The organism is Desulfobulbus elongatus DSM 2908 (assembly GCF_000621145.1).
GTDB lineage: Bacteria > Desulfobacterota > Desulfobulbia > Desulfobulbales > Desulfobulbaceae > Desulfobulbus > Desulfobulbus elongatus.
The window spans coordinates 20,384-43,219 of the sequence record NZ_JHZB01000002.1 but is presented as its reverse complement, the minus strand read 5'-3'; the positions used below and the strand labels follow the sequence as shown (position 1 = coordinate 43,219).

General features: G+C 66.8%; 23 protein-coding genes and 1 riboswitch. Of the genes, 5 read left to right on the top strand and 18 right to left on the bottom strand.

Features of this window, described 5'->3' with window-relative positions; genetic code table 11:
- Positions 1 to 24: 24 nt before the first annotated feature.
- The 5 genes from metG to Q362_RS21825 all read left to right on the top strand — a co-directional run bounded on the left by metG (position 25) and on the right by Q362_RS21825 (position 3,634).
- On the top strand, positions 25 to 1,962 hold the full coding sequence (gene metG, locus Q362_RS0101225; RefSeq protein WP_028317187.1) for a methionine--tRNA ligase: 1,938 nt from the start codon (positions 25 to 27) through the stop codon (positions 1,960 to 1,962).
- Positions 1,963 to 2,036: 74 nt separating this feature from the next.
- A complete protein-coding gene (locus tag Q362_RS0101220) occupies positions 2,037 to 2,333 on the top strand; it encodes a YggT family protein (RefSeq protein ID WP_028317186.1) in 297 nt (98 codons plus the stop codon).
- 21 nt (positions 2,334 to 2,354) lie between these two features.
- Positions 2,355 to 2,693 (top strand): DUF167 domain-containing protein, encoded by a 339-nt coding sequence (locus Q362_RS0101215; RefSeq protein ID WP_051553446.1) that lies wholly within the window; start codon positions 2,355 to 2,357, stop codon positions 2,691 to 2,693.
- A complete protein-coding gene (locus Q362_RS0101210) occupies positions 2,690 to 2,917 on the top strand; it encodes a hypothetical protein (RefSeq protein WP_028317184.1) in 228 nt (75 codons plus the stop codon). The genes Q362_RS0101215 and Q362_RS0101210 overlap by 4 nt, the downstream gene beginning before the upstream one ends.
- A gap of 39 nt (positions 2,918 to 2,956) precedes the next feature.
- The gene (locus tag Q362_RS21825; RefSeq protein WP_028317183.1) at positions 2,957 to 3,634 is read left to right on the top strand and encodes a triose-phosphate isomerase; all 678 of its coding nucleotides are present in this window, start codon (positions 2,957 to 2,959) and stop codon (positions 3,632 to 3,634) included.
- A gap of 174 nt (positions 3,635 to 3,808) precedes the next feature.
- On the opposite strand, the gene cobJ is transcribed toward Q362_RS21825, so the two are convergent.
- The 18 genes from cobJ to Q362_RS0101115 all read right to left on the bottom strand — a co-directional run bounded on the left by cobJ (position 3,809) and on the right by Q362_RS0101115 (position 22,617).
- On the bottom strand, positions 3,809 to 4,579 hold the full coding sequence (cobJ, locus tag Q362_RS0101200; protein WP_028317182.1) for a precorrin-3B C(17)-methyltransferase: 771 nt from the start codon (positions 4,577 to 4,579) through the stop codon (positions 3,809 to 3,811).
- Positions 4,576 to 5,631 (bottom strand): cobalt-precorrin 5A hydrolase, encoded by a 1,056-nt coding sequence (locus Q362_RS18570; protein ID WP_051553444.1) that lies wholly within the window; start codon positions 5,629 to 5,631, stop codon positions 4,576 to 4,578. The genes cobJ and Q362_RS18570 overlap by 4 nt, the downstream gene beginning before the upstream one ends.
- Positions 5,603 to 6,382, bottom strand: a complete 780-nt coding sequence (gene cobM / locus Q362_RS0101190) for a precorrin-4 C(11)-methyltransferase (RefSeq protein ID WP_028317181.1) — start codon at positions 6,380 to 6,382, stop codon at positions 5,603 to 5,605. Before cobM ends, Q362_RS18570 begins: the two co-directional genes overlap by 29 nt.
- A complete protein-coding gene (gene cobI, locus Q362_RS18565; RefSeq protein ID WP_051553442.1) occupies positions 6,357 to 7,145 on the bottom strand; it encodes a precorrin-2 C(20)-methyltransferase in 789 nt (262 codons plus the stop codon). Before cobI ends, cobM begins: the two co-directional genes overlap by 26 nt.
- Entirely contained in the window at positions 7,142 to 8,350 is a 1,209-nt protein-coding gene (gene cbiE, locus Q362_RS18560; RefSeq protein ID WP_051553440.1) for a precorrin-6y C5,15-methyltransferase (decarboxylating) subunit CbiE, read from the bottom strand. The genes cobI and cbiE overlap by 4 nt, the downstream gene beginning before the upstream one ends.
- Entirely contained in the window at positions 8,337 to 9,422 is a 1,086-nt protein-coding gene (locus tag Q362_RS0101175; RefSeq protein ID WP_028317180.1) for a cobalt-precorrin-5B (C(1))-methyltransferase, read from the bottom strand. Before Q362_RS0101175 ends, cbiE begins: the two co-directional genes overlap by 14 nt.
- Before the next feature lie 7 nt (positions 9,423 to 9,429).
- Positions 9,430 to 10,050 (bottom strand): precorrin-8X methylmutase, encoded by a 621-nt coding sequence (locus Q362_RS0101170; protein ID WP_028317179.1) that lies wholly within the window; start codon positions 10,048 to 10,050, stop codon positions 9,430 to 9,432.
- Between the two features lie 48 nt (positions 10,051 to 10,098).
- Positions 10,099 to 11,451 (bottom strand): cobyrinic acid a,c-diamide synthase CobB, encoded by a 1,353-nt coding sequence (locus Q362_RS0101165; RefSeq protein WP_028317178.1) that lies wholly within the window; start codon positions 11,449 to 11,451, stop codon positions 10,099 to 10,101.
- Positions 11,448 to 12,368: an ABC transporter substrate-binding protein gene (locus Q362_RS0101160; RefSeq protein WP_028317177.1), complete on the bottom strand. Its 921-nt coding sequence runs from the start codon at positions 12,366 to 12,368 to the stop codon at positions 11,448 to 11,450. Before Q362_RS0101160 ends, Q362_RS0101165 begins: the two co-directional genes overlap by 4 nt.
- Before the next feature lie 18 nt (positions 12,369 to 12,386).
- Positions 12,387 to 13,205: an ABC transporter ATP-binding protein gene (locus tag Q362_RS18555; RefSeq protein WP_051553438.1), complete on the bottom strand. Its 819-nt coding sequence runs from the start codon at positions 13,203 to 13,205 to the stop codon at positions 12,387 to 12,389.
- Positions 13,186 to 14,226: a FecCD family ABC transporter permease gene (locus Q362_RS0101150; protein WP_028317176.1), complete on the bottom strand. Its 1,041-nt coding sequence runs from the start codon at positions 14,224 to 14,226 to the stop codon at positions 13,186 to 13,188. The genes Q362_RS18555 and Q362_RS0101150 overlap by 20 nt, the downstream gene beginning before the upstream one ends.
- Positions 14,226 to 15,128: a sirohydrochlorin cobaltochelatase gene (locus Q362_RS0101145; protein ID WP_035215219.1), complete on the bottom strand. Its 903-nt coding sequence runs from the start codon at positions 15,126 to 15,128 to the stop codon at positions 14,226 to 14,228. The genes Q362_RS0101150 and Q362_RS0101145 overlap by 1 nt, the downstream gene beginning before the upstream one ends.
- A 159-nt stretch (positions 15,129 to 15,287) precedes the next feature.
- Positions 15,288 to 15,474: riboswitch (cobalamin riboswitch) on the bottom strand.
- A gap of 94 nt (positions 15,475 to 15,568) precedes the next feature.
- On the bottom strand, positions 15,569 to 16,381 hold the full coding sequence (locus Q362_RS0101140) for a helix-turn-helix domain-containing protein (protein ID WP_028317174.1): 813 nt from the start codon (positions 16,379 to 16,381) through the stop codon (positions 15,569 to 15,571).
- Between the two features lie 20 nt (positions 16,382 to 16,401).
- The gene (locus Q362_RS0101135; protein ID WP_028317173.1) at positions 16,402 to 17,826 is read right to left on the bottom strand and encodes a pyridoxal phosphate-dependent decarboxylase family protein; all 1,425 of its coding nucleotides are present in this window, start codon (positions 17,824 to 17,826) and stop codon (positions 16,402 to 16,404) included.
- A 300-nt stretch (positions 17,827 to 18,126) separates the two neighbouring features.
- The gene (locus Q362_RS0101130; protein WP_028317172.1) at positions 18,127 to 18,708 is read right to left on the bottom strand and encodes a DUF4388 domain-containing protein; all 582 of its coding nucleotides are present in this window, start codon (positions 18,706 to 18,708) and stop codon (positions 18,127 to 18,129) included.
- 182 nt (positions 18,709 to 18,890) lie between these two features.
- A complete protein-coding gene (locus tag Q362_RS0101125) occupies positions 18,891 to 20,084 on the bottom strand; it encodes a M24 family metallopeptidase (RefSeq protein ID WP_028317171.1) in 1,194 nt (397 codons plus the stop codon).
- A 149-nt stretch (positions 20,085 to 20,233) separates the two neighbouring features.
- Positions 20,234 to 21,430: a carboxynorspermidine decarboxylase gene (gene nspC / locus Q362_RS0101120; protein ID WP_051553436.1), complete on the bottom strand. Its 1,197-nt coding sequence runs from the start codon at positions 21,428 to 21,430 to the stop codon at positions 20,234 to 20,236.
- On the bottom strand, positions 21,427 to 22,617 hold the full coding sequence (locus Q362_RS0101115; protein WP_028317169.1) for a saccharopine dehydrogenase family protein: 1,191 nt from the start codon (positions 22,615 to 22,617) through the stop codon (positions 21,427 to 21,429). Before Q362_RS0101115 ends, nspC begins: the two co-directional genes overlap by 4 nt.
- Between the last annotated feature and the right edge of the window lie 219 nt (positions 22,618 to 22,836).

The following is a 22,836-nucleotide window of genomic DNA, read 5'->3' as shown; positions in this document are numbered from 1 at the left end:
ATTCTTCAAGCGGAACCATTCAGCATGCCAACCTACGTCACCACCCCGATCTACTACGTCAATGCCCTGCCCCACCTGGGGCATGCCTATACCACGATCGTCGCCGATACCTACAGCCGGTTCCGGCGGCTGTGCGGCGACGAGGTCCGTTTCCAGACCGGCACCGACGAGCATGGCGAGAAGATCGCCGAGGCCGCCGCCAAGGCCGGGGAAACGCCCCGGGCCTACGTCGACCGGATCGCCGCCGCCTTCCGGGAAACCTGGCCGCACCTCGCCATCCGGCCGGACTACATCATCCGCACCACCGATGCCGATCACATCAGGACGGTGCAGGACATCCTCCAGCAGGTGTACGACCGGGACGACATCTATTTCAGCGAATATTCGGGCCTGTACTGCAAGGGCTGCGAGCGGTTCCTCACCGAGAAGGAACTGGTGGACGGCAAGTGCCCCGATCATCTGGTGGAACCGAAGCCGATTACCGAGCAGAACTATTTTTTCCGGATGTCCAGGTATCAGGACTGGCTGATCGACCACATCAGGGCCAATCCGGACTTCATCACGCCCGAACGCTACCGCAACGAGGTGCTGTCGTTTCTGAGCGAGCCGCTGGAGGACCTGTGCATCTCCCGGCCGACCTCGCGCCTGACCTGGGGCATCCCGCTGCCCTTTGACGCGAACTTCGTCACCTATGTCTGGTTCGACGCCCTGATCAACTACCTCACCGGCATCGGCTATCCCGACGGCCCGGATTTTACGCGGTACTGGGCGGCGGCCGAGCACGTCATCGCCAAGGACATCCTCAAGCCGCATGCCATCTACTGGCCGACCATGCTGCGGGCCATGGGGCTCGAACCCTACCAGCGCCTGCATGTGCACGGCTATTGGAACGTGGACGCCACCAAGATGTCCAAGTCGCTGGGCAACGTCGTCCGTCCGAGGGAGTTGGTCGAAACCTACGGCGTGGACACGGTGCGCTATTTCGTCCTCCGCGAGATGAGTTTCGGCCTGGACGCCTCCTTTTCCGGCGACGCCATCCTCGCCCGCCACAACGCCGACCTGGCCAACGACCTCGGCAACCTGTTTTCCCGCTCCCTGGCCATGATCGACAAGTACGAGGGCGGCCGGGTGCCGGAGCGCCCGTCGGGGGGCACCCTCACGCCGGACGACCGCGAGCTGATGAGCGCGATGTCCGCCATGGTGGCCGAGTACCGGGAACACATGGACGGGTTTGCCTTTCACCGGGCCCTGCAGGCCGTGTGGGAGGTGATCGGGCTGCTCAACCGCTACATCGTCGCCAATGCGCCGTGGGAACTGGCCAAGCATCCGCGCCAGGCCGACCGGCTGCGCACAGTGCTCGCTTTCCTCGCCGAGGCGCTGTGGAAAATCACCCTGGTGCTGGGACCGGTCATGCCGGAGACCGCCACCAGGATGGCCGCGGCCCTGGGCATGGGCGAGCGGTTCGCCGCTGCCGTCATCGACGATGCCGTGATCTGGGGAAGCATCCCCGCGGGCACGGTCATCGGCAAGGTTGGGCCGTTGTTTCCCCGGGTGGAGCACAAGACGGAGCCCGCGGCCGCAGCCAAGCAGCCGGTGAAACAAGAGGCCGTTGCGGGGCCGGGCGAAGGGCTGATCGGCATCGATCAGTTCAAGGCCGTGGACCTGCGGGTGGCGGAGATCGTGGCCGCCGAAAAGGTGGCCAAGTCGGACCGATTGCTCAAGCTGACCGTGCAGGCCCCGGAGGAACGGACCATTGTCGCCGGCCTCGCCCAGTATTACAATCCAGAGGCGCTCGTCGGCCAGAAGGTGATCATTGTCGCCAACCTGAAGCCGGCCAAACTGATGGGCATCCCTTCGCAGGGGATGGTGCTGGCCGCCAAGGAGCAATTGGCCGACGGCACGGAACGGCTGGTGGTGGCCACGGTGGCGGGGCCGGCGGCGGCCGGCAGCCGGGTGGCCTGAGACCAGCCGCCGTTCCCCCTTGGTATCCATTGGGCGCAGAACAAACACATCGATAAACCTGGCAGGTGCCTTTTATGTTCATGTTCGGAAATTTTCTCATGGCCGTGGCCAAACTGATCAATTTCGTCCTCGGTGCCTATATCTGGGTAGTGATCGCCCGAGCGGTCATCACCTGGGTCAATGCCGACCCCTACAATCCCATTGTCCGTTTTCTCCGCCAGGTGACCGACCCGCTGCTGGAGAAAATCCGCCGGGTGGTGCCGATCATGGGCGGCCTCGACCTGAGCCCGATGATCCTCATCCTGATCATCGTTTTCCTGCAAAGCTTCCTCGTTCCCACCCTGCAGCAGATCGCCGTCAATCTGCAGTAGGGGCGCGGGCGACCGGCGCGTATGGACGACAGGGTTTCCCCAACAGAACTCCCCTGCCTGCAACCGCTGCCCGACGGTTCCCTGCTGCTCCGTCTGCATGTCCAGCCCCGGGCCGCCGCCAACGGCCTGGCCGGGTTGCAGGGCGACCTGCTCAAGCTCCGCCTGACCACTCCGCCGGTGGACGGCAAGGCCAATCAGGCGGTCGTCGCCTATCTGGCCAAACTCTTCCATCTGCCCAAATCCGCCCTGACCATCAAAAGCGGCCACCAGAGCCGGAGCAAGACCGTGCGCATCACCGGGACCGACAGCCGGCTGCTTTGTGCCCTGCTCGCCGCCCTGCTGGCGGACGGAAAACCTTGAAAAACGAAGGGAGCACTCCCGGCGGCAAACGATGGCCAATCCTGCGCGTCGCGGGCGTGACGCTGGGATTGCTGGTGTTGATTCTGGGAGTGGTCGGCGCGCTGGCGACCCTTTGGGGCGACCGGGATCGGCAGGTGACACCTGAGCCGAGGCGGCAAGCGCCGTTGGTTCATCAGGTCGACCCCGGCAGTCTGCGCCAGGACGAGCGCGGCAACGCGCATTGACGGGAGCGGCCCTGCCTGCCGCGAAACGGAGGAAAGACCATGCAGAAAAGAGTGTTGGCCAACTGGAAGGCCAATCTGTCGCTGGACAAGGCGGTGCAGTGGTGCGATGCCTTTGCCGGTGTCTACCGGCCGCGAACCGATCTGGAGGTGGTGCTGGCGGTGCCGTTTCTCTTTCTGGAGCGGATTGCCGAGCGGGTGCAATCGCTGGCCGGGGTCAGCCTGGCCAGCCAGGGGGTGTCCTCCTATCCCCAGGGCAACTACACCGGCGCGATTCCAGCGGCCTGGCTGCGGGGTCTGGCGCGTTATACCCTGCTCGGCCACCGGGAGCGGCGGCGCTACTTTCACGAAACCGTCCAGGATGTGGCCCGCCAGGCCTACGAATCCCTGGCCGAGGACCTGCACCCGATCGTGTGCTTCGACCGCGATGTGCTGATTCCCCAGACCGCGGCCATGGCCGCCGAGGAACTGGGCCGACTGATCTGGGCCTATACGCCCGATACCCCGGCCACCTTCGAGATGGCCAGGGGAGAGGCGGAGATTGCGGCCCTGCTGCCCCAGATCGCCAAGAAGACGGATAACCGGCCGGTGCTGTACGGCGGCGGGGTGACCATCGATAACGGCGCCGGGCTGTGGCGCCTTGCCGGACTGGGCGGCATCATGCTCGGCCGGGGCTGCCTGGACGGCGCCGCCTTCGCCTCCCTGGTCAACCGGCTGTAATTCCGTTGCCACTGCACAAGCACGACATGTCTTTCGGGTCTTTCCGACAGCCACAGCGAGAAGAAATCTCGTTGTGGCCAGGAGATTTCCCGCTGTGCGGGAAATGACAGCGCCCTTCTCCGGAAACAGGCGGCCGGAGCGGCCGTCATTCTTCCGGTCGTTCCCGTTTTCCCCTCACAACCCGTACTTCCGGCCATAGCCCCTCGGGGTGACCATCCTGTCGCGCCAGACAAAGGTCTGCGAGTTGCCGATGATGACCGTGGTCTGCATGCCGATGGCCTCGTCGAGCATCTTTTCGAGCGTGGTCAGGCGCACGGTCTCGTGCTCGCGGGCGGCACCGGAGACGATGCCCACCGGGGTGTCGGGGGAACGGTGGGCGAGCATGATCTCGCGGGTCCTGACGATCTGGTCGGTGCGCTTCTTGGATTTGGGGTTGTAGATCACCACCACGAAATCGGCCGGGGCCACGGCCTCGAGGCGGCGCTCGATCAGCTCCCAGGGTGTCATCAGGTCGGAGAGGCTGATGGCGGCGAAATCGTGCATCAGGGGCGCGCCCAGAACGGCGGCGCAGGCATTGAGGGCGGCGATGCCGGGGATGACGTCGATGGGCACGGTTGTGTCCAGCGACCGGGCCAGCTCGAACACCAGGCCGGCCATGGCGTAGATGCCGGGGTCGCCGCCGCAGACCAGGGCCACCCGGCGGCCCTGCCCGGCCCGTTCCAGGGCCGTGCGGCAGCGGTCGATCTCCTGCATCATCGAGGAGGAGAGCACTTCGCTGGCCGGATTGAGGCAGTCGCGCACCAGGTCGAGATAGGTGCGGTAGCCGACGACCACTTCGGCCGCGCTCAGGGCGGTGCGGGCGCGGGGGGCCATGAGGTCGGCGGCGCCGGGGCCGAGGCCGACCACGGCCAAGGATCCGGTGGGGGTGTCCTGTGCTGTTGTCATTGTTTTCCTGTTTTGTGGGTTGTCATTGCGAACGGATCGGCGATTTCCGCCACCGCGGTGGTGACGTCGGTCCATTTCATCTTGGCCGCCAGCAGCACGGCCCCCGGCCCGGCGCCGAGCAGGGCCGCCGGTTCGGCCACCCCCTTGGCGCCGGTGGCCCGCAGAACCGCTGCCGAGACGGCGACGCCCTCGACCCGGTTCAGGGCATCCTTGTCGAAAAAATCGATGGCCAAGCCGTGCTCGCGGGCATAGGCGAGCAGGCCCGCCTCGTCCCGCTTGAGGTCGATCGAGGCCAGGCGGGCGATGGCCTGGGGCGCGAGGCCGTGCCGGGTACAGGTGGCCTCGACCGCGGCGGCGATGGCCGCGGCCGTCGTGCCCCGGTTGCAGCCGATGCCGACCACCAGGGCTCTGGGATAGAGCACGGCGGCCTGTCCGGACGGCGCATCGCGGCTGTCGATGATCAGGTCCGCCCCGCTCTGATCGGCAACCGCTTTGAGATCCGGCGGCAGGTCCGGCAGGGGATAGCGGCTCCAGACCGCGAGCATCCCCCGGTCGACCAAGCGGCCCATGGCGCGGGTCAAGGCGGCCTTGTCGCCGGGCCTGAGTCCGAGATCGCGGCACCAGAGGTCGAGCGCGGTGCGGCCCAGGACATCGGAGGCCGTGGTGAGCACCGCCTGGCCGCCGGTCGCGGCCGCCACCCGCCCGGCCAGGGCGTTGGCGCCGCCGACATGACCGGAGAGGAGCGAGATGGCGAAGCGCCCCTTCTCGTCGCAGACCACCACGGCCGGGTCGTGCCCCTTATCGCGCAGCAGCGGGGCCACGGTACGCACCACGATGCCGGTGGCCATGATGCAGACAATCTCCCGGTAGTCGGCCCAGGCTGTGGCCATCACCTGGGCGAGCCGCCCTTTCGCGGCGAAAAAATCGCCGTCCAGAGCCGCGGCCAGTTGCCGGCCCAGAACGCAGCCGCCCCTGGTCAGGGCCAGCACGGCCAGGCGGCAGTTAGGGTGGCTGGGGCAGCCCTCAGCGGTATTCGTGGGTGAATCCGGCATCGTAGAGTCTGGAGGCGATGCGGCTGTCCTCGGCCAGGGCCGGGCCGACCACGATCATCGCCGTCTTTTTGATCCGCGAGTCCCGGATCTTGCCGGCGATATCCGCCAGGCTGCCCCGGACGATCTGCTCATCCGGCCAACTGGCCCGCTCGACCACGGCGACCGGGGTGGCGGCCGGATAGCCGCCGGCGAGCAGGTCCTCGACCACGGCAGCGATCATCGACACGCTTAAGAAGATGCACATGGTGGCCTGGGTGCGGGCCAGGTTACGCAGCGATTCCCGCTCCGGCACCGGGGTGCGGCCAGCCTGGCGGGTGAAGATCACCGTCTGGGTGACCTCGGGCACGGTCAGTTCCTTCTTCAGGGCGGCGGCGGCGGCAAGGGCCGAACTCACGCCCGGCACCACCTCGTAGGGGATGCCGGCCGCATCCAACCACTGCATCTGTTCGCGGATCGCACCATAAATGGCCGGATCGCCGGTGTGCAGCCGCACCACCCGCAAGCCCTGCCGGTAGCCCTCGACCAAAAGGCGCATGATCGCCTCCAGGTCGAGCGAAGCGCTGTCGTGGCAGACGGCCCCGATGCCGTCGAGCAGGGCCGCGTTCACCAGGCTGCCGGCATAGACGACCACGTCCGCCTCGTCGAGCAGGCGGCGGCCCTTGAGGGTAAGCAGTTCCGGATCGCCGGGACCGGCGCCGAGAAAGACCACGGGGTGGCGGACCGCTTCAGGCGGCGTGCGCGTCGATTCCATTGGACACCTGTACCTTTTTCTTGCGGATCACCATGGTGGAGAAGTAGTGCAACTGCCGGCCCCTGGCCTCGCGGACATCGGTGTAGACCCGCTCGCCCTCCATGCCCGAGCGTTCGGTCAGCACCGCGCAACCGACGAGGTCCAGCTCTTCGAGCAGGTCGATGAGGGCGTCGATGCGCCGGTGCACCTTCATCAGCACCACCGCATCCAAGGTGGTGAGGATGGCGCGCAGCCGCTCGTCCTCGAAGGCGGCCGGCACCACGGCCAAAACATCGTCGCCCAGGGCGAGCGGACTGGACTGCGAGGCGGCGCAGGCGGCCATGGCGGTGATGCCGGGGACCACGGTCACCGGCGTCTGCGGCCGCTCTTCCTGAATCATGGCCAGGAGGTAGAAGGCGGTGGAATACAGGGTGGCGTCGCCCAGGGTGGGAAAGGCCACATCCTCCCCCAGGTCGAGGTGGCGGATGACCTCGTCGGCCGAGCGGCGCCAGGCGGCCAGCAACTGGTCGTCGGTCTCCTGGCCGAGATAGACCTTTTTCATCGGAAAACAGAGCGAAAGCACGATGCGGCCGTTGGTCGGCACCACCTGCTCGGCGATCTGCCGGGCGCTGCTCGTGCCGCCCTTCCTGGCCGTGGGCACAGCCCACACCTTGGTCTCGCTCAGGATGCGCGCCGCCTTGTAGGTCATCAGTTCCGGATCGCCGGGCCCGACGCCGACCAGGTAGAGCCGGCCGGTCCGCGATGGGGGAGTGTCGCTCTTCATTTGTCGCCTGTGATAAGGGTTATGGGGTTGAATGTCCGGATATCGCCGCCGGACGCCGGTCGACGGCTGACGGCCAGGGTGCTGGCCGAGACCCGCAGCCCCAGCCGCTCCAGGCAGGCCAGGGCAATGGTTTCGGTCTGCTTCAGCACGGCGTTGATCACGATCCGGCCGCCGTCGGCAAGACGATCCGCCGCCGCCGCGATGATCGCCTCCAGCCGCTGGCCGCTGCCGCCGATGAAGACGCAGTCGGGCGCGGGCAGCCCGGCCAGGACCTCCGGGGCCTGGCCGCAGACCAGAGCAATCGAGTAGGCGCCGAATCGGCGGATGTTAGCCCGGATGTTGGCCTGCTCCTCCGGCTTTTTCTCAACAATGCGGATCGCCAGTTCCGGGCAGAGCCGGGAGGCTTCCAGCGAAATCGAGCCCGAGCCGCCGCCGATGTCCCAGAACACGCCGGTGGCGGGCAGCCGCAACCGGTGCAGGGTGGCGGCCCGGACCTCGTCCTTGGTGATCAGGCCGCGAGAATGGGCGATTTCGTCCTCGCGCAGACCGAAGGGGACCACCGCCGGCGGCAGCGATTGCTCGATCAGCATCATGTTCAGCGGCCCGAAGGTGCGGGCCGCGATCTCCGCCAGGCCGCCGCCGGTGAGCCGCTCGTCGCCCAGCCCCAGATTCTCGGCCACCCGGACGCGGATGGCGCCGAGCCGCTCCGTGTCTTCGCAGGCGGTCAGGGCTGCCAGCAGTTCGGCCGCCACCCGGTCCGGGCTGTTGCGGCCGTCGGTGAACAGCATGGCCCGCTGGTGGCGGAGGACACTGCCGGGAAGATTGTCGGACGAGCGGCCGTGGACGCTGAGCAGGGCTAGGTCGTCCCAGGGGATGCGGAAGCGGGCGCAGGCCAGTTGCATGGCCGACAGGGCCGGACGGACCGTCAGCCGCTCCGGGCCGAACCGGTCGATCAGGGTGCGGCCGATGCCGTAAAAGAGCGGGTCGCCGCTGGCCAGGATGGCGACATCGCCGCTGGCCAGGACCTCTGCCACCTTATCGAGCATGGCCGCCACCGGCGTGATGTCAATCACCGGCTGGGGCAGGCCGGCCACCAGAAAACGGTGACGGCGGGAGGCGACAATGGCGGCGCAGCGGCGCAGGAGCGGCCACTGCTCGGCGGTGAAGGCCGTGCCGCTGATGCCGATCAGCTCAATCCGCGACATGGACCACCCCCTCCTCCGAGGTCACCAGGTAGACCCGCACCGGCAGACCGGACCACTGCCCGGCCTGCTCTCCGGCCCGGTGGCAGACCGCGGCAATCAGGTCGGCACGGTGCATGGCCTTGAGCCGGTCGTAGATCTCGCGCGCCGTGTTGGCGGTGCGGAGCACGGCGGCGCTGTACGGGTCCAGGCCGAGATCGACCAGCAGGTCGGCGGCCTGCCGGACCTCCAGGGCGCCGTTGCGCACATGGGTCTGGGGCACGGCCAGGGCCGCCTTGACCAGCTTGGCCCACATCGCCGCCAGGTGGATGCGGGAAAAGCCGTGCCGGTGCGCCGCCTCCAGGGCATAGTGCAGGTAATCGCCCATCATCACCTGCGCCTCCTCGGGCAGACGCAGCAGCCCCTGGACCATGGCCTCGGAGGTGCGGCCGGTGGAAAGGATCACCTCGGTGAGGCCGACGGCGCGGGCCACCTGCATCGAGGCCTCGATGGTGTCGGTCCAGGCCTTGGCCGACACCGGCCGGACGATGCCGGTGGTGCCGAGGATCGACAGGCCGCCGATCACGCCCAGGCGCCGGTTGAGGGTCTTCTCCGCCAGGATCTCGCCGTCGCACACGAAGATCCGCACTTCCAGGCCGTCATTTTCGCGGCCCGAGCCTGCCAGGGCCTCGGCCACCGCTGCCCGGATCATCTGCCGGGGAACGGGATTGATGGCCGGCTCCCCCATGGGCACGGGCAGGCCGGGCTTGGTGATCAGGCCGACGCCGTCACCGTTGCTCAGGACGATCCGCTCCTCCTGCCCGCACTCGAGCCAGCGCACCTCGGCCCCGATCTCGGCGCCGTTGGTGACGTCGGGATCGTCGCCCGCATCCTTGACCACGGTGGCCAGGGCCGGCTGCGTGCCGGTGCGGCACAGGGCAAAACGGTGGCGGGAGCCGTCGGGAAAGGGGATCTCCACCGTCTCCGGGCGCACCAAACCCAGCAGGCAGAGGGTGGCCGCCTTGGCCGCCGCCGCCGCGCAGGCACCGGTGGTATAGCCGCTGCGCAGCGTCTTTTTCCCGGCCGACGCGCCCATGGTTGTCCTACGCCAGCCGAAGCAGGGCGTTGACCGTGGCCACCGCCACCGGCGTGCCGCCCTTGCGGCCCAGGGCGGTGATGAAGGGATAGGGCTTTGCCGCCAGCAATTCCTTGGATTCGGCCGCATTGACAAAGCCCACCGGCACGCCGATGACCAAGTCCGGGGCGAAGAGCCCCCGGTCGATCAGGTCCATGACCTTGAGCAGCGCGGTCGGGGCGTTGCCCACCGCGACGATGCCGATGTTGTCGCCGGTGCCGCGCACCATGGCGGCGTCGGAGCGGGTGGTGCCGCCCTCTTTCGCCAGGGCCGCGGTTTCCGGCTCCGCCACCCGGCAGATCACCTTGCCGCCGAAGCGGCCGAGCAGGCCGGCGGAGATGCCGCTGGCCGCCATGGTGACGTCCACCAGGATATTCTTGCCGGCGCGGATGGCCGCCAGGCCGGCGGCCATCGCCCGGGGATGGAAGCGGAACTGCTCGGCAAAGCCGAAATCGCCGGTGGCGTGGATGGCGCGCCGGACCACGGCGAACTCCTCGGGGGCAAACCGGGTGGGGCCGAGTTCGCGCTCGATGATGCGGAAGCTCTCGGCCTCGATGTCCTGGGGGGCGATGGGTTGCAGGGTGACCATGGTATGCACCTGGGTGGATTGTTTCAATGTTCGTTCGTGGATACCACCTTACCTGGCGGCCGCCCGGCAGGCTTCGACAAACCGCGCCGCCGCCTCGGGGGTGCGGCCCCAGTGGAGGTGGACGTAGCCGGCCAGGGTCTGGCCGCAGGCCACGAATCCCTCGGGCCGGCCCTCCTCCAAAACGTACGCCGCCGGCACCGCGACGCCGTCGGTGTCGATGGTCGAGTAATGGAACTCGTGGCCGTGGAGCACCGCGCCCGCCGGGGCCAGCAGGCAGTCTTGCACCACCTGCGGCCGGCGGTAGCCGAGGCTGCGCAGCCGGGTCTGCATCCGGGCGGCAAAGGGATACAGGCCGGCCATGGGAAATTCGTGACCGTCCAGATCGGCGAGCGAGCGGCACAGATACATGAACCCGCCGCATTCTCCGTAGACCGGCCGGCCGATCTCGGCAAAGGCCCGTACCTGCGCCATCATGGCGCGGTTGTCGCTCAGGCGGCGGGCATGCAGTTCCGGATAGCCGCCGCCAAGGTAGAGCCCGGCCAGGTCCGGCGGCAGGCGGTCGTCGTCCAACGGGCTGAAGAACACCAGTTCCGCATCGGCCGCGCGCAGCAGGTCGAGGTTGTCCTCGTAGTAGAAGCAGAAGGCCGCATCCCGGGCCACGCCGATGCGCACCGGCGCACCGGCATTCGCCGGGGTCGTCTCTCCCGGTGCGGGCTCCTCGCGCCGTGGCGTTGCCGCGATCCGCACAAGCCGCTCCAGGTCGACATGGGTTTCGATCAGTTCGATCAATCGTGCCAGCCCCGTGCCGGTCAGCGGATGCTCCTCGCCCATGTGCAGGCCGAGATGGCGCGAGGGGATGGCCACCGCCTCGCTGCGGGGCAGGCAGCCGAGCAGCGGCACCGCGCAATGGGCGCCGATGGCCTCGGCCACCATCTGCCGGTGCTTGTCCGAGCCGATGCCGTTGCCGATCACGCCGGCCAGGCGGACGCCGGCATCGAGGGTGGCGAAGCCGTGGACCACGGCGGCCACGCTTTCCGCCGCCGAGCGGACATCGACCACCAGCAGCACCGGCAGATCGAGCGTCTTGGCCAGGGTCGCGGCCGAGCCCGCGCCGCCGTCGAACAATCCCATCACCCCCTCAACCACGGCCACGTCCGCCGACGAACCGTGCCGGGCAAAGGTCTGCCGTACCCAGTCGACCCCGCACATGCGGACATCGAGGTTGCGCGACACCCGGCCGGCCACCAACCGGTGCAGGCTGGGGTCGATGAAGTCCGGGCCGCACTTGAAGGGCTGGACCGCCAGCCCGCGCCGGGCCAGGGCGGCCATCACCCCGAGGGTGATTGTCGTCTTGCCGCAGCCCGAATGAGTACCGGCAATGAGCAGGGCCGGCCGGCTCATCGCAGGGAGAGGCCTTCCTGGCCGTAATCGGGGTAGAGCAGCGAGCGGACGAAGCCGATGCCGTCGAGCAGGCCCATGGTCGGCCGCGACACCATCTCCTCGTCGACCAGAAACACCTGGTTGTCGCGCACCGCCTTGATCACGCCGAAGCCCGGCTCCCTGACGATGTCGTCCACGCTCACCGGATTCATCCGGCCGTTCTGGGCGAGGTAGAGGTCGATCTGGTCGGCCTTGGCCAGAATCCGCTCCTTGCCGTAGGCGGCGATGTTGGTTTCGCGCATCCGCTCGGCATCGATGGCGATGTTGACGCCGCCGGCCGACTCCAGGACGAACATGGCGATGGAGCTGGGGGCAAAGGTCTTCATCTGGCGATGGATGGCCTCGAAGTAGACCCGCTTGCGCTTTTCCGGGGGAATCTTGTGCAGCGGCGCGGTGATCTCGGCCAGCTTCTCGTTGAAGGTGTCGACCATGGCCTTGGCCTGCTGCTCGCGGCCGGTCAGCGTGCCCAGGGCTTCCCAGTAGGCGAACAGCTCCGAGGCGTCGGTGGGCTGGAGCGACACCACCCGCACATTGTTCTTCTCCAGGATGCGCACCAGGTTGGGATAGCCGCGGCTGATCATCGGCCGGATCAGGACCAGATCCGGCTTGAGGGCCAGAAGCCGTTCCGGGTCGTCCTGGAACTGGACCACCGGTCGGCCGGGGAGTCGGGTGTCGCTGGGACCGCAGGCGATAATCTCCCGGTTCAGCCCCAGTTCGAGCAGATTGGCGGTATGGGCCGGATAGAGCGAGATGATCCGTTTGAAGGGCTGGGCAAACACCAGGGTGCGCTGCTCGCTGTCGACAATCGACGCGGCAACGGCCAGGGTGGCGAACAGGAGCACGAGACAGGGAACGAAGAGACAAACTTTGCTGCGCATGGGACCGATGGGTTGAGATTACAGGGCAGCCGGCAGCCTGAAGCTCACCTGCCGGCAGTTGGTAAAGGCATTGGCGGTCACCTCCGCCTCGACGCCGTAGACGGTGCCGATCGTTGCCGGGGTCAGTACCTCCTCGGTCGGCCCCTGGCAGATCACCTGCCCTTCTTTCAGGAAGATCAGGTGGTCGCAGAAGAACGCGGCCAGGTTGAGGTCGTGCATCACCGCCACCACCTGCATCGCCTGGCGCTCGAACCGGTCGCGGATGAGATGGAGCAGTTCCAGGCTGTGGTGGATGTCGAGGTTGGAGGTGGCCTCGTCGAGCAGAAGCACTGTCGGTTGCTGCGCCAGGGCGCGGGCCACGGCCACCCGCTGCTTCTCGCCGCCGGAAAGCCGGGTGACCGGCCGGTCGGCCAGGGCGGCGATGCCGGTGGCGGCCAGGGCCCGGTCGATCAGCGCCCGGTCGGCCTCGCTGGGGGTGGCGAAGCGATGGAGGTGCGGATGGAGGCCCATTTCCACCACCTCGCGGACCGAAAAACCGAAGCGGACCATGAAATCCTGGGGCACCAGGGCCAGGAGCCGGGCCAGCTGCTTCTTCGGCCAGGTCGCCAGCGGCCGGCCCAGGAATTCGATGGTGCCGGCCTGCGGCGTTTGCAGGCCGGCCAGCAGGTCGAGCAAGGTGGTCTTGCCGCTGCCGTTGGGGCCGAGGATGCCGGTGCACTGGCCGGCGCGCAGCTTAAGGCTGACATCGCGCAGCACCGGCGTGCCGTTGTAGCCGAAGTGCACCCCGGTCAGCGACCAGAGATTCTCCGTGTTCCGTTCAGAAAGCGGTGGCGCCATCCCGTTGCCGTTTTTTGAAGAGGAAACAGAAGAAGGGGCCGCCCAGAAGCGCGGTCAGCACCCCGATGGGCACCTCCACCGGCAGCACGGCCCGGGTCAGGGTGTCGGCGATCAGCAGCAGCAGGCCGCCGATGAAGAAGGAAAGCGGGATCAGCGCTCGGTTGTCCGGACCGACCAGATGGCGGAGCATGTGCGGCACGATCAGGCCGACGAAGCCGATGATGCCGGACACCGACACCGCCAAGGCGGTCATCAGGGTGGCGACGGCCAGCAACACCAGCCGCAGGCGCACGGTGTTGACGCCCAGCGAGGTGGCGGCGCGGTCGCCGGTGGCCATGATGTTGAGATCGCGGCTGTAGAGCACGGCCACCAGGGTACCGGCCAGGGCCGCGGGCGCGAGCAGGAGGATGTTGGCCCAGGAGGCCCCGGCCAGGCTGCCCATCAGCCAGAAGACGATCAGGCCCACCTGCTCGTCGGCGAGGAATTTGAGAAAGCCGATGGCCGCCGACAGGATGGCGGCCACGATCACCCCGGCGAGGATCAGGCTGGTGGAGGAAAGCCGCCGGTCGCCGGCAGCGAGGAACAGCACCACCGCCAGCGTCCCCGCGCCGCCGCCGAAGGCGAAAATCGGGATGGTGACGCCGGGCGGCAGGACGAGGCCGAAGATCTGCAGGACGATCACCAGCGAGGCGCCGAAAGCGGCACCGGTGGAGATGCCCAGGGTGTAGGAGTCGGCCAGGGGATTGAGCAGGATCGCCTGGAAGACCGCGCCGCTGACCCCGAGCAGGCCGCCGACCAGCACCGCGGCCAGGATGCGGGGCATGCGCACGTCGGCGACCACGGTGGCGGCCACCGGGTCGATGCCCGCCGGCATGGTCTGGCCGTGGAGCTTGGCGAAAAGGATGGCGAACACATCCGGGATCGACACGTCGAGATAGCCCAGAGTGGCCGACAGCGCCACGCCGAAGACCAGGGCCGCCGCCAGCGGCAGCATCCAGGCCAAGGCGATCCGGCCGCTCATCAGCGCAGCTCCACGCCGGCCTCGGCCGCCGCCTGGGCGGCATGCTCGACAAAGATGCGGGCCACGGCCGGATGCTCGCCCAATCCCCTAGGCACCGGCACGGCCTCGATCCCTTCCCTGCCCAGCATCGACCGCCAGGAATCCTCCTGGGGACCGGCCAGATCGCGGGTGGCGTGCTCGCCGGCCACGATGAGCAGGGGTTTGATGACCGCCCGCCGCACCCCGTGGAGGCGCAGGTCGGCCAGCACCTCGTCGAAGGCGGGAAAACCCTCGACCGTGCCGATCAGGGTCAGGACCTCGGGATAGAACTGGCGCATGCGGGCCGCGAATTCGAGATAGAGGCCGCCGGAGGGAAAATAGCGGTTGCCGTGCCCCATGTAGATCAGGGCGGCGCCGTGTTCGCGGGCCAGGGCGGCGTCGTCGGCCAGGGCCCGGGCCAGGATGCGGATGTCGTCGGCATACGGGCGGTCGGGGGAATAGGCGCCCAGCAGCGGCCGGCCGAGGGCGATGGCCTTAAACGGCCGCCAGCGCGGTTTCATGGTGCGGATCGACAGCAGGCCGCGGACATAGGCGGTCAGGTCGTGGAATTCCTCGGCCGGGACGACATGGGTGGGTTGGACGACCTGGGCGGTGAAGCCCCGGTCCTGCAGGATGGCGACGGCGGCGAGGATGCCCTCGATTGAGAGGATTTCCCGCGGCACCTCGGGATGGGCCGCCACATAGGCGGCATCGGCGGCGCGCCGGTGCCAGATGCGGCGGACCTGGTTGGAGGTGAAGGCCAGCTTGACCCGCGTGTGCGGAAAGGCGGCGGCCATGGTGTCCCTGATGGCCAGCACCCCGCCCAATGCAGTCTCCACCGTGGTTCCGAACGTGGCCAGCACAATCGCCGTGTTTTCGTGCACCGCTTGCTCCCTCGGTCGTATCGCGACAGAATCGGCGGAAAGCCCGCCGCCGGAATCGGCAATTGCGGCCCGAAACAAAAAAATCCCGGACCAATGAACTTGATCCAGGATGTCCCTTTTTTACCGCTGGAGTCCGCCACCGCCCTGTTGCCTGCAAGGCCGGCGTCTTCGATTCAGGCAGGTCTTCTGACTTCCGGATCGCCCTCCTTCCGCGCCTTCCCATTCCTTTCGGGACAGTGGTCAATCAGCGGAATTCGTCCCCGGTTACAGCGGCGGGCCCGTTCCGGCCTTGCACCGGATTCCCTTTTCATCCGTCGATACGGACACCTGAATTTCGATGCGGCCCATCCTACCTGGGGCACCGGGCGAAGTCAAGCCGCGATTGCGGTTCGCACGGGAAAACGAGCAAAAGCCGCGATGCAACGGCGCAGGCGTGGCCCTCAGCAGAGATCTTCCCCGGTCATGGCGCGGAAAGTCGCCTCCACCAGCCCAGGCAGCAGGGTCTGCACCTCCGGGACCGTCCACTCCGGGTGGCCGGAAACCGTGGCCACGTTGATCTGGTTGAGCCCCCGGGCGATCTCCTCGTAGCTCTTGCCCTTATGCCGCAGCCGCTGGATCGAGGCCGACAGCTGCTCCCGGCTGAACACCTTCTTGCCCGTGGCCGCCTCCGGCCGGGGTGGCGGGGGCGCCGGTACGGCTCCGGACAGCGTTGCCGGTGCGGCGGCCGGCAGCACCACGCTCTCGTAGAGTTCGGCGGCCCGCTCCTCCGGCCGCGGGCCGGTCTCCCCCCCGCGGGCCGGGTCCGGTTCGCCGGCTGCGGCCGCGGGCTTGTATTCCAGTTGCAGGCCGACCATCAGCCGCATCAGATCGTCGATCTGCCGGTCGCGGCGCGCCAGTTGCTCGCGCATGTCCTCCAACTGGTCGCGCAGCAGTTCGATCTGCTGTTTGTAGGCCAGGAGCAGATCGTCCAGAAAACCGTCGTTCACGCCGGACGCCGCCCGGCCGCCGGCCGCCCTTCCCTCGCCAACGACCGTCTCTTCGCCATCCCGGGCGTAGGTGGCGAGCAGCTGCCGGCCCTCGTCCCACCGTTCCAGATCGGCAAAGCGGAAGCGGACCTCCTGTTTGCCGGTCACCGGATTGAGCACCAGCTTGTAGGGCAGACCCCGCTTGCGGTATCGGCTGATGGATTTGGTCGAAACCTTGAGGTAATCGGCCGCCTCTTTCTGGGTTACCACGTAGTCGTTGTCGCTCATGTCCGCCTCGTTGGTGCTGATTACGGCCGGCCGCTCCTTTCGGCCAGCAATTCCCGGCCGGTTGTGACGACCGTCTCGAGAAAGTGGTCGATCTCGGGTTTACCCACATTGATGTTGGTGATCAACAGCCGCAGGACCAGCTGGCCGTTGACATAGCCGGTGCCGACCAGGGCGCGGCCGGTCCGGTGCATCCGCTCCCGCAGCGCCTTGTTGAACGGCTCGGCCGGAACGTCTCCCGGGGGACGAAACCGGAAACAGACGTTGAAGGATTCCCTGGGCACCACCAGCTCCAGGTCGGGATGGTGCCCCACCCGATCCTCGGCGTATCGGCACAGCTCCAGATACCGCTCCACCCGCTCGGCCAGGCCGGCCCGGCCGTAGAATTTCCAGTCGAGGAACCACTTGAGGCTGTCGACCCGCCGGCCGCACTGCAGGGACAGGGTGCCGAGATCGCGGATTTCGCCGCCCTCGCCCTCGCGGAAGATGTACGACTCGTCGCCGGCGCTGCACACCTCGCGCAGGAACGTCGGGCGGCGGTTGAACAGCAGCACGTTGCACATCAGGGCCGTGCCCAGCATCTTGTGGAAATCGAGGGTAAAGGAGTCGGCCTGTTCGAGCGCGGGCAGAAAGTGCCGCTTGAGGCGGTCGCTGAAGAGCACGGCGCCGCCCCAGGCGCCGTCGACATGCAGCCAGAAACGGTAGCGCTCGCGCAACGCCAAGAGCGGCGGCAGGGAATCGTAGGCGCCGCGCACCGTGGTACCGGCGGTGGCGGCGACGAAAAACGGCCGGCCGCCCGCCGAGCTGATCTCGGCCAGCCGCTCTTCCAGGGCCGGGATGTGCATGCGGCCGTGGTCGTCCACCGGTATCTTGAGCAGGTGGTTCGTGCCCAGGCCGAGAATATTGGCGGCCCGGTCCATGGAGTAGTGGGCGTCGGCGTTGACCAAAGCGAACAGCTCCGGGCAGCCGAACAGCCCCTGCTGCTTGATCGCCGGCAGCAGGTCGTTGCGGGCGGCCATCATGGCGATCATGTTGGCGTTGCTCGAACCGGTGGTCATCTGGCCGCAGCCACCCGCAAATCCGACCAGATCGAGCATGGTCTGCAGCAGGTATTTCTCCATCAGGGTCGAGACCGGCGCGGTCTCGAAGGTGCAGGCCGAGGTGTTGGTGATGGCGGCAATCATCTCGCCGACCACCGAGGGCAGGTTGGCTCCGGCCCACATGCGGTTGAGGTAGGCGGGATGGCTGGTCTTGACCGCATGCGCCAGATACCGCTCCACCCAGGCGAAGAGCGCTTCCCAGTCGCCTCGGCCGCGTTCGTCCTCGAGGTGCAGCCGTTGGCGGAGATCGTCGGGATCGAGATAGTCGATGAACGTTCCCTGTCCCCGGTCGTGCGTATAACGGGTCACGAGCTGCAACAACCGCTCGAAGATGTTGTCCTGCTCCATAGATCCTGTGCCTGCTCCCAGATCGGTTCAGATGCCGTCAACCACGAATCGGGCGCACCCCGGCCGGGGCGCCGTCCGGAACAACGCCCGTGACCGGCGGGCCTGGCAAGGGGGTGCTCCGGGCAGGGGGGGAAAGGCGGCGAATCCGCCCGTTGGCCGCTGTCCCGGCGCCAGTGGAAAAATGATAGCTCTATACTACAGCAGCGACGGATAATCGAACAGAAAGTAGCCCTTGAGGGGGCAAGAACGGGCGGGAAAAGCGACCCTGACCGATAACCGGATAAAATGACGGGTGTTTTGTCACGAGGCCCCTTTCCCGTCCACCGAAATCTGGTCGATATGCACCATGCCTTCGAGGAGCAGGCGGTCGATCCGGCCGTACATCTGGATCTCGCCCGGGGCGGGCACCTGGCCGGGGTAGAACCTGAAGGTGCCCTCGTTCCAGGAAAGGGCCTCGAAAAAGGCCTCCTTGATCTGGCGCAACAGGGATTTGTCCAGCAGGTAGGGCTGGGCATATCCCTTGTCCAGGAGGATCTGGCCGAACCGTTGCCGTTCGTCGGACCGTTCGTGCGCCTGGAGACATTCCCGCAACTGTTCCTCGGTGATCGCCCGGGTGTCGAGGAGGATCTGGCCGATCCGGCGTTGGTTGACCTTGAGCAGGCCGTAGATGAACATGCCCTCGCGGAAGTAGAAGATGCCGCTGTTGTCCGGGGACTGGATTTCGAGCTTTCCGGTCAGGGCGGCCGAATCGAACAACTGGAAGATGTTCTCGACGGCGATGGCCGCGATATCCCCCTGAAGGGCGGGCACGGGGCACTGTTCGGCCGGGGCGGCATCCCGCTGGGGCTGGGACTTGAGGAAGCTGCGGAAAAATGAATGCATAGGGATATGGTGATGGTGTTTATTCCTTGCACGACGTTCGAATCACTGATTCAAGGATCTCGTACAATCGATTTCGAGTCAAGAATATTTCCCATCGGCGGGCGCAATGCGCCGGCACGGCAAAAAAAGAGGGCAGCGGCCGCAGGCCGTTGCCCCTGGGCGGGCCGCGGGAACAACGGCCGTCAGACCTGGATGATCGCCTCCGGGGCATGGGTCAGCCCCTGCGGGCCGTCTCCCCTGAGCACATAGGTGTTCTCGATGCCGATGGCCCCTTCGGGGAAGACGAATTTCGGCTCCAGAGCAAAGGTCATGCCCTCGGCCAGAGGCATCTTCACCCCCTTGGCGAAGATCGGATATTCGTCCAGCTCCAGGCCGACGCCATGGCCGATGAAGCGGACCCGGTCGTTGCCGATGCCCATGAAATGGTCCTGCAGGCCCAGGGATTCGGCCAGGTCGACGGACTTGGCATAGACCTCCTCGCAGATGGTGCCCGGCTTGATCATGGCCACGAGGGCGGACTGGATCTCCAGGGAGGCGGCATGCGCCCGCCGCAGCCGCTCGGAGACATCGCCGAGAACGAACATCCGCGCCCCGTCGGCGGTGTAGCCGTTGATCACGCAGGTGTAGTCGATGTAGACGATCTCGTTGCGGCCGATGGTCTTCCAGCCGGCGCCGTGCGGGTTGTTGGCCGGGGTCAGGCCGCAGCCGCCCACCGGCCCGTCGAAATAGGTGGGCGCCGCGCCGCTGGCGCCGGAGGTCACGTTGCCCATGAAGAAATCCTGGTTGAAGGCGCGCATCTTGGAGCAGCCGCCGTAGCCGCGCCGCCGCATGCCGGCCTCGAACAGGCTGGCCAGCTCGATCTCGGTCATGTGCTCGCGGAGCATGGACGGCACCTCGGCGAAGACCTGATCGAGCACCTGGCAGGCCTCCTGCAGCAGACCGATCTCGTACTCGGACTTGACGGTGCGGATGCGCTTGAGGGATTCCGAAATGTCGGTGAAGGTGGTCTCCTGGAAGATTTTGCCGTAGAACTGCCAGGTGTTGTAGGGGATGACGTCCAGCTCCAGGCCGACGGTGTCGATGGCGAATCCCTGCTCCTTCAGGATTCCCGGGATCATTTTCAGGCTTTTGACATCGAGCACGGTGGCGATCGGCGACTCCCGGCGGGCGCGCTCGAAGCTCTTGCGCACCATGAGCACCGGCTCGCCGGCACGGGGGATGAACAGGTGGCCCGACTGCGAGGTGCCGCTGAGGTAGAACAGGTTGGTGTGGTGGATGATCAGGGCGCCGTCGAGGCCCATTTGATCGAGCGTCTTCTGGAACAGTTGAATGCGCGCGTCAACTTCGCTTTTGGGCGTATAGAGCATGTCTGACATGGATTCCTCCCAATGGGCAAACAGGAAAGCAACATTCGTTGTCGGCTGGCGCCGTGCAGGCCACCGTATTCAAGAAATCGCCATCTGTCAATCACAAGCCGGCCGGCCGACACGCGGCGGAAGATCGGGTCTGCGGCCCCGCGGCCGGATCAGGACAAGCGGTGCTTGAAGTCCTCGTAGCCGAAGCGGCGGACCAGGAGGAGCCGGTCGTCCGCCGGTTGGTATCTGTAGATGGAGGGTAGCTGCACGCCGTTGAAGGTGGTGGTCTTGACCATGGTGTAGATGGCCATGTCGGTGAACACCAGCCGATCGCCGGGGTTCAGGGGACGATCGAAGGAGTAGACGCCGGCCATGTCGCCGGCCAGGCAGGAGAGCCCGCCGATGCGGCAGGTCCAGGCCTTTTCGCCCGGCTCGCCCGAACCGACGATGTGCGGCCGGTAGGGCATCTCCAGCACGTCGGGCATGTGGGCCGGCACCGAGGCGTCGATGATGGCGACGGGCATGTCGGCCCGGACCAGGTCCAGCACCGTGGCCACCAGAAAGCCGGCGTTCAGGGCCACCGCCTCGCCGGGTTCGAGATACACCTGGGTCTGCCAGCGGTCCCGGAAGCGGCGCACGATGTCGATCAGCAGATCGAGCCGGTAGTCCGGCCGGGTGATGTGGTGGCCGCCGCCGAAGTTGATGGAGGTCATGCGCGGGATGACGTCGGCAAAGCCGCGCTCCACCGCGGCCACGGTCCGCTCCAGGCAGTCGGCGTCCTGCTCGCAGAGGTTGTGCCAGTGCAGGCCGCTGATGCCGTCGAGCAGATCGGCGCGGAAATCGGCCCTGCGGATGCCCAGCCGCGAGCCCGGCGCGCAGGGATCGTAGATCGGCACCGCGCCCTCGGAATGCTCGGGGTTGATGCGCAGGCCGAAGGCCAGCGTGCGTCCGGCGGCCCTGGCCTTTTCCTCGGCCAGGCCGCGGAACCGCTGCCACTGGCCAAAGGAGTTGAACACCAGGTGGTCGGAGGTCAGGGCCAGTTGCTCGATGTCGCCGGCCGAATAGGCGGCGGCGAAACTGTGCACCTCGCCGCCGAACTCCTCCCGGCCCAGGCGCGCCTCGTGCGGCGAGCTGCAGCAGACCCCGTCGAGCGTCTGCCGCAGGAGCGGGAAAACGCTGAACATGGCGAAGCATTTCAGGGCCAGCAGTATCTTACAGCCGGTCCGCGCCTTGACCCCGGCCAGGATGGCCAGGTTGTCGGCCAACAGGCCCTCGTCGACCACGAAGGCCGGGGTGGCCACCCGCGCCGGATCGAACCGACAGGCCAATCGGCCGTTGAAGCGGCCGTGGTCGCGGCTCTCGCTCACAGTTCGACCACGGTCCAGGGCAGGCCGTATGTGTTGAGATCGGCCATGAAGGGATCGGGATCGAACTCCTCCATGTTCCACACGCCGGGCCGCTGCCACAACCCCTGCAGCATCATCTTGGCCCCGATCATCGCCGGCACGCCGGTGGTATAGCTGATCGCCTGGGAGCCGACCTCGCGAAAGGCCTCCTCGTGGCTGCAAATGTTATAGACGTACATCTGCTTGGCCTTGCCGTCCTTGACGCCCTTGAACACGCAACCGATGCAGGTGCGGCCCTTGGTCAGCGGCCCCAGCGAGGCCGGCTCCGGCAGCACCGCCTTCAGGAACTGGATGGGCACGATCTCGGCGCCCTGATATTTGACCGGGTCGATGCGGGTCATGCCCACGTTTTCCAGCACCCGCAGGTGGGTGAGGTACTGCTCGGAAAAGGTCATCCAGAAGCGGGCCCGCTTGAGGCCGCGGAGGTTCTGGACCAGGGATTCCAGCTCCTCGTGGTACATGAGGAAGCATTTTTTCGGGCCGATGCCTTCGGGAAAGTCGTAGGTCATGGACCAGGACAGCGGATCGGTCTCCACCCACTCGCCGTGCTCCCAGTAGCGGCCGCGCTGGGTGATCTCGCGGATGTTGATCTCCGGGTTGAAGTTGGTGGCGAAATGCTGACCGTGGTCGCCGGCGTTGCAGTCGATGATGTCCAGGGTGTGGATCTCGTCGAAGTGGTGCTTCTGGGCCCAGGCGCAGTAGACGTTGGTGACACCGGGATCGAAGCCGCTGCCCAAGAGAGCCATGATGCCGGCCTTCTCAAAGCGCTGCCGGTAGGCCCACTGCCACTTGTACTCGAACTTGGCCACGTCCGGCGGCTCGTAGTTGGCGGTGTCGAGGTAGTCGACCCCGGTTTCCAAGCAGGCGTCCATGAGCGGCAAATCTTGATAGGGCAGGGCCACGTTGAGCACCAGGTCGGGCTTGATCCGCCGGATCAGGGCCGCGGTCTCGGCGACGTTGTCGGCATCCACCTTTTCCACGGCCACCTGCACGCCGGTGCGTTCTTTAACAGAAGCGGCGATGGCCTCACACTTGGACACAGTCCGGCTGGCCAGGGTGATCTTGCTGAACACCTCGCTGACCTGGGCGCACTTATGGACGACAACGCTACCGACGCCGCCGGCGCCGATGATGAGGACGTGGGACATGGGGCCTCCTTGAGGTGGATCGTCTGTTTGGTAGAGAGTAAGATCGTTCTAATGTATTGATTGTTCCAACGCTCCAGCGTTGGAACAATCCTAATAACGGCAACTATCTCTCACGATGAGAAGAATTCAAAAGACAAAAAGCCCTTTTCTTTTGATCCTTTTCTTTGGGCAAGCAAAGAAAAGAATGCCTCCCGCAGGGAACAAACGGCGTTCCGCTGG

Coding starts and splice junctions, on each gene's coding strand:
- cobI (WP_051553442.1), bottom strand. CDS start 7,145: ATGAAGAGCGACACTCCCCCATCGCGGACCGGCCGGCTCTACCTGGTC.
- Q362_RS0101165 (WP_028317178.1), bottom strand. CDS start 11,451: ATGAGCCGGCCGGCCCTGCTCATTGCCGGTACTCATTCGGGCTGCGGC.
- Q362_RS18570 (WP_051553444.1), bottom strand. CDS start 5,631: ATGCCGGATTCACCCACGAATACCGCTGAGGGCTGCCCCAGCCACCCT.
- Q362_RS0101135 (WP_028317173.1), bottom strand. CDS start 17,826: ATGGAGCAGGACAACATCTTCGAGCGGTTGTTGCAGCTCGTGACCCGT.
- Q362_RS0101140 (WP_028317174.1), bottom strand. CDS start 16,381: ATGAGCGACAACGACTACGTGGTAACCCAGAAAGAGGCGGCCGATTAC.
- Q362_RS0101125 (WP_028317171.1), bottom strand. CDS start 20,084: ATGTCAGACATGCTCTATACGCCCAAAAGCGAAGTTGACGCGCGCATT.
- cobJ (WP_028317182.1), bottom strand. CDS start 4,579: ATGACAACAGCACAGGACACCCCCACCGGATCCTTGGCCGTGGTCGGC.
- cbiE (WP_051553440.1), bottom strand. CDS start 8,350: ATGTCGCGGATTGAGCTGATCGGCATCAGCGGCACGGCCTTCACCGCC.
- Q362_RS0101175 (WP_028317180.1), bottom strand. CDS start 9,422: ATGGGCGCGTCGGCCGGGAAAAAGACGCTGCGCAGCGGCTATACCACC.
- Q362_RS0101115 (WP_028317169.1), bottom strand. CDS start 22,617: ATGTCCCACGTCCTCATCATCGGCGCCGGCGGCGTCGGTAGCGTTGTC.
- Q362_RS0101170 (WP_028317179.1), bottom strand. CDS start 10,050: ATGGTCACCCTGCAACCCATCGCCCCCCAGGACATCGAGGCCGAGAGC.
- Q362_RS0101150 (WP_028317176.1), bottom strand. CDS start 14,226: ATGAGCGGCCGGATCGCCTTGGCCTGGATGCTGCCGCTGGCGGCGGCC.
- cobM (WP_028317181.1), bottom strand. CDS start 6,382: ATGGAATCGACGCGCACGCCGCCTGAAGCGGTCCGCCACCCCGTGGTC.
- Q362_RS0101160 (WP_028317177.1), bottom strand. CDS start 12,368: ATGCGCAGCAAAGTTTGTCTCTTCGTTCCCTGTCTCGTGCTCCTGTTC.
- Q362_RS0101220 (WP_028317186.1), top strand. CDS start 2,037: ATGTTCATGTTCGGAAATTTTCTCATGGCCGTGGCCAAACTGATCAAT.
- Q362_RS0101215 (WP_051553446.1), top strand. CDS start 2,355: ATGGACGACAGGGTTTCCCCAACAGAACTCCCCTGCCTGCAACCGCTG.
- Q362_RS21825 (WP_028317183.1), top strand. CDS start 2,957: ATGCAGAAAAGAGTGTTGGCCAACTGGAAGGCCAATCTGTCGCTGGAC.
- Q362_RS18555 (WP_051553438.1), bottom strand. CDS start 13,205: ATGGCGCCACCGCTTTCTGAACGGAACACGGAGAATCTCTGGTCGCTG.
- metG (WP_028317187.1), top strand. CDS start 25: ATGCCAACCTACGTCACCACCCCGATCTACTACGTCAATGCCCTGCCC.
- Q362_RS0101130 (WP_028317172.1), bottom strand. CDS start 18,708: ATGCATTCATTTTTCCGCAGCTTCCTCAAGTCCCAGCCCCAGCGGGAT.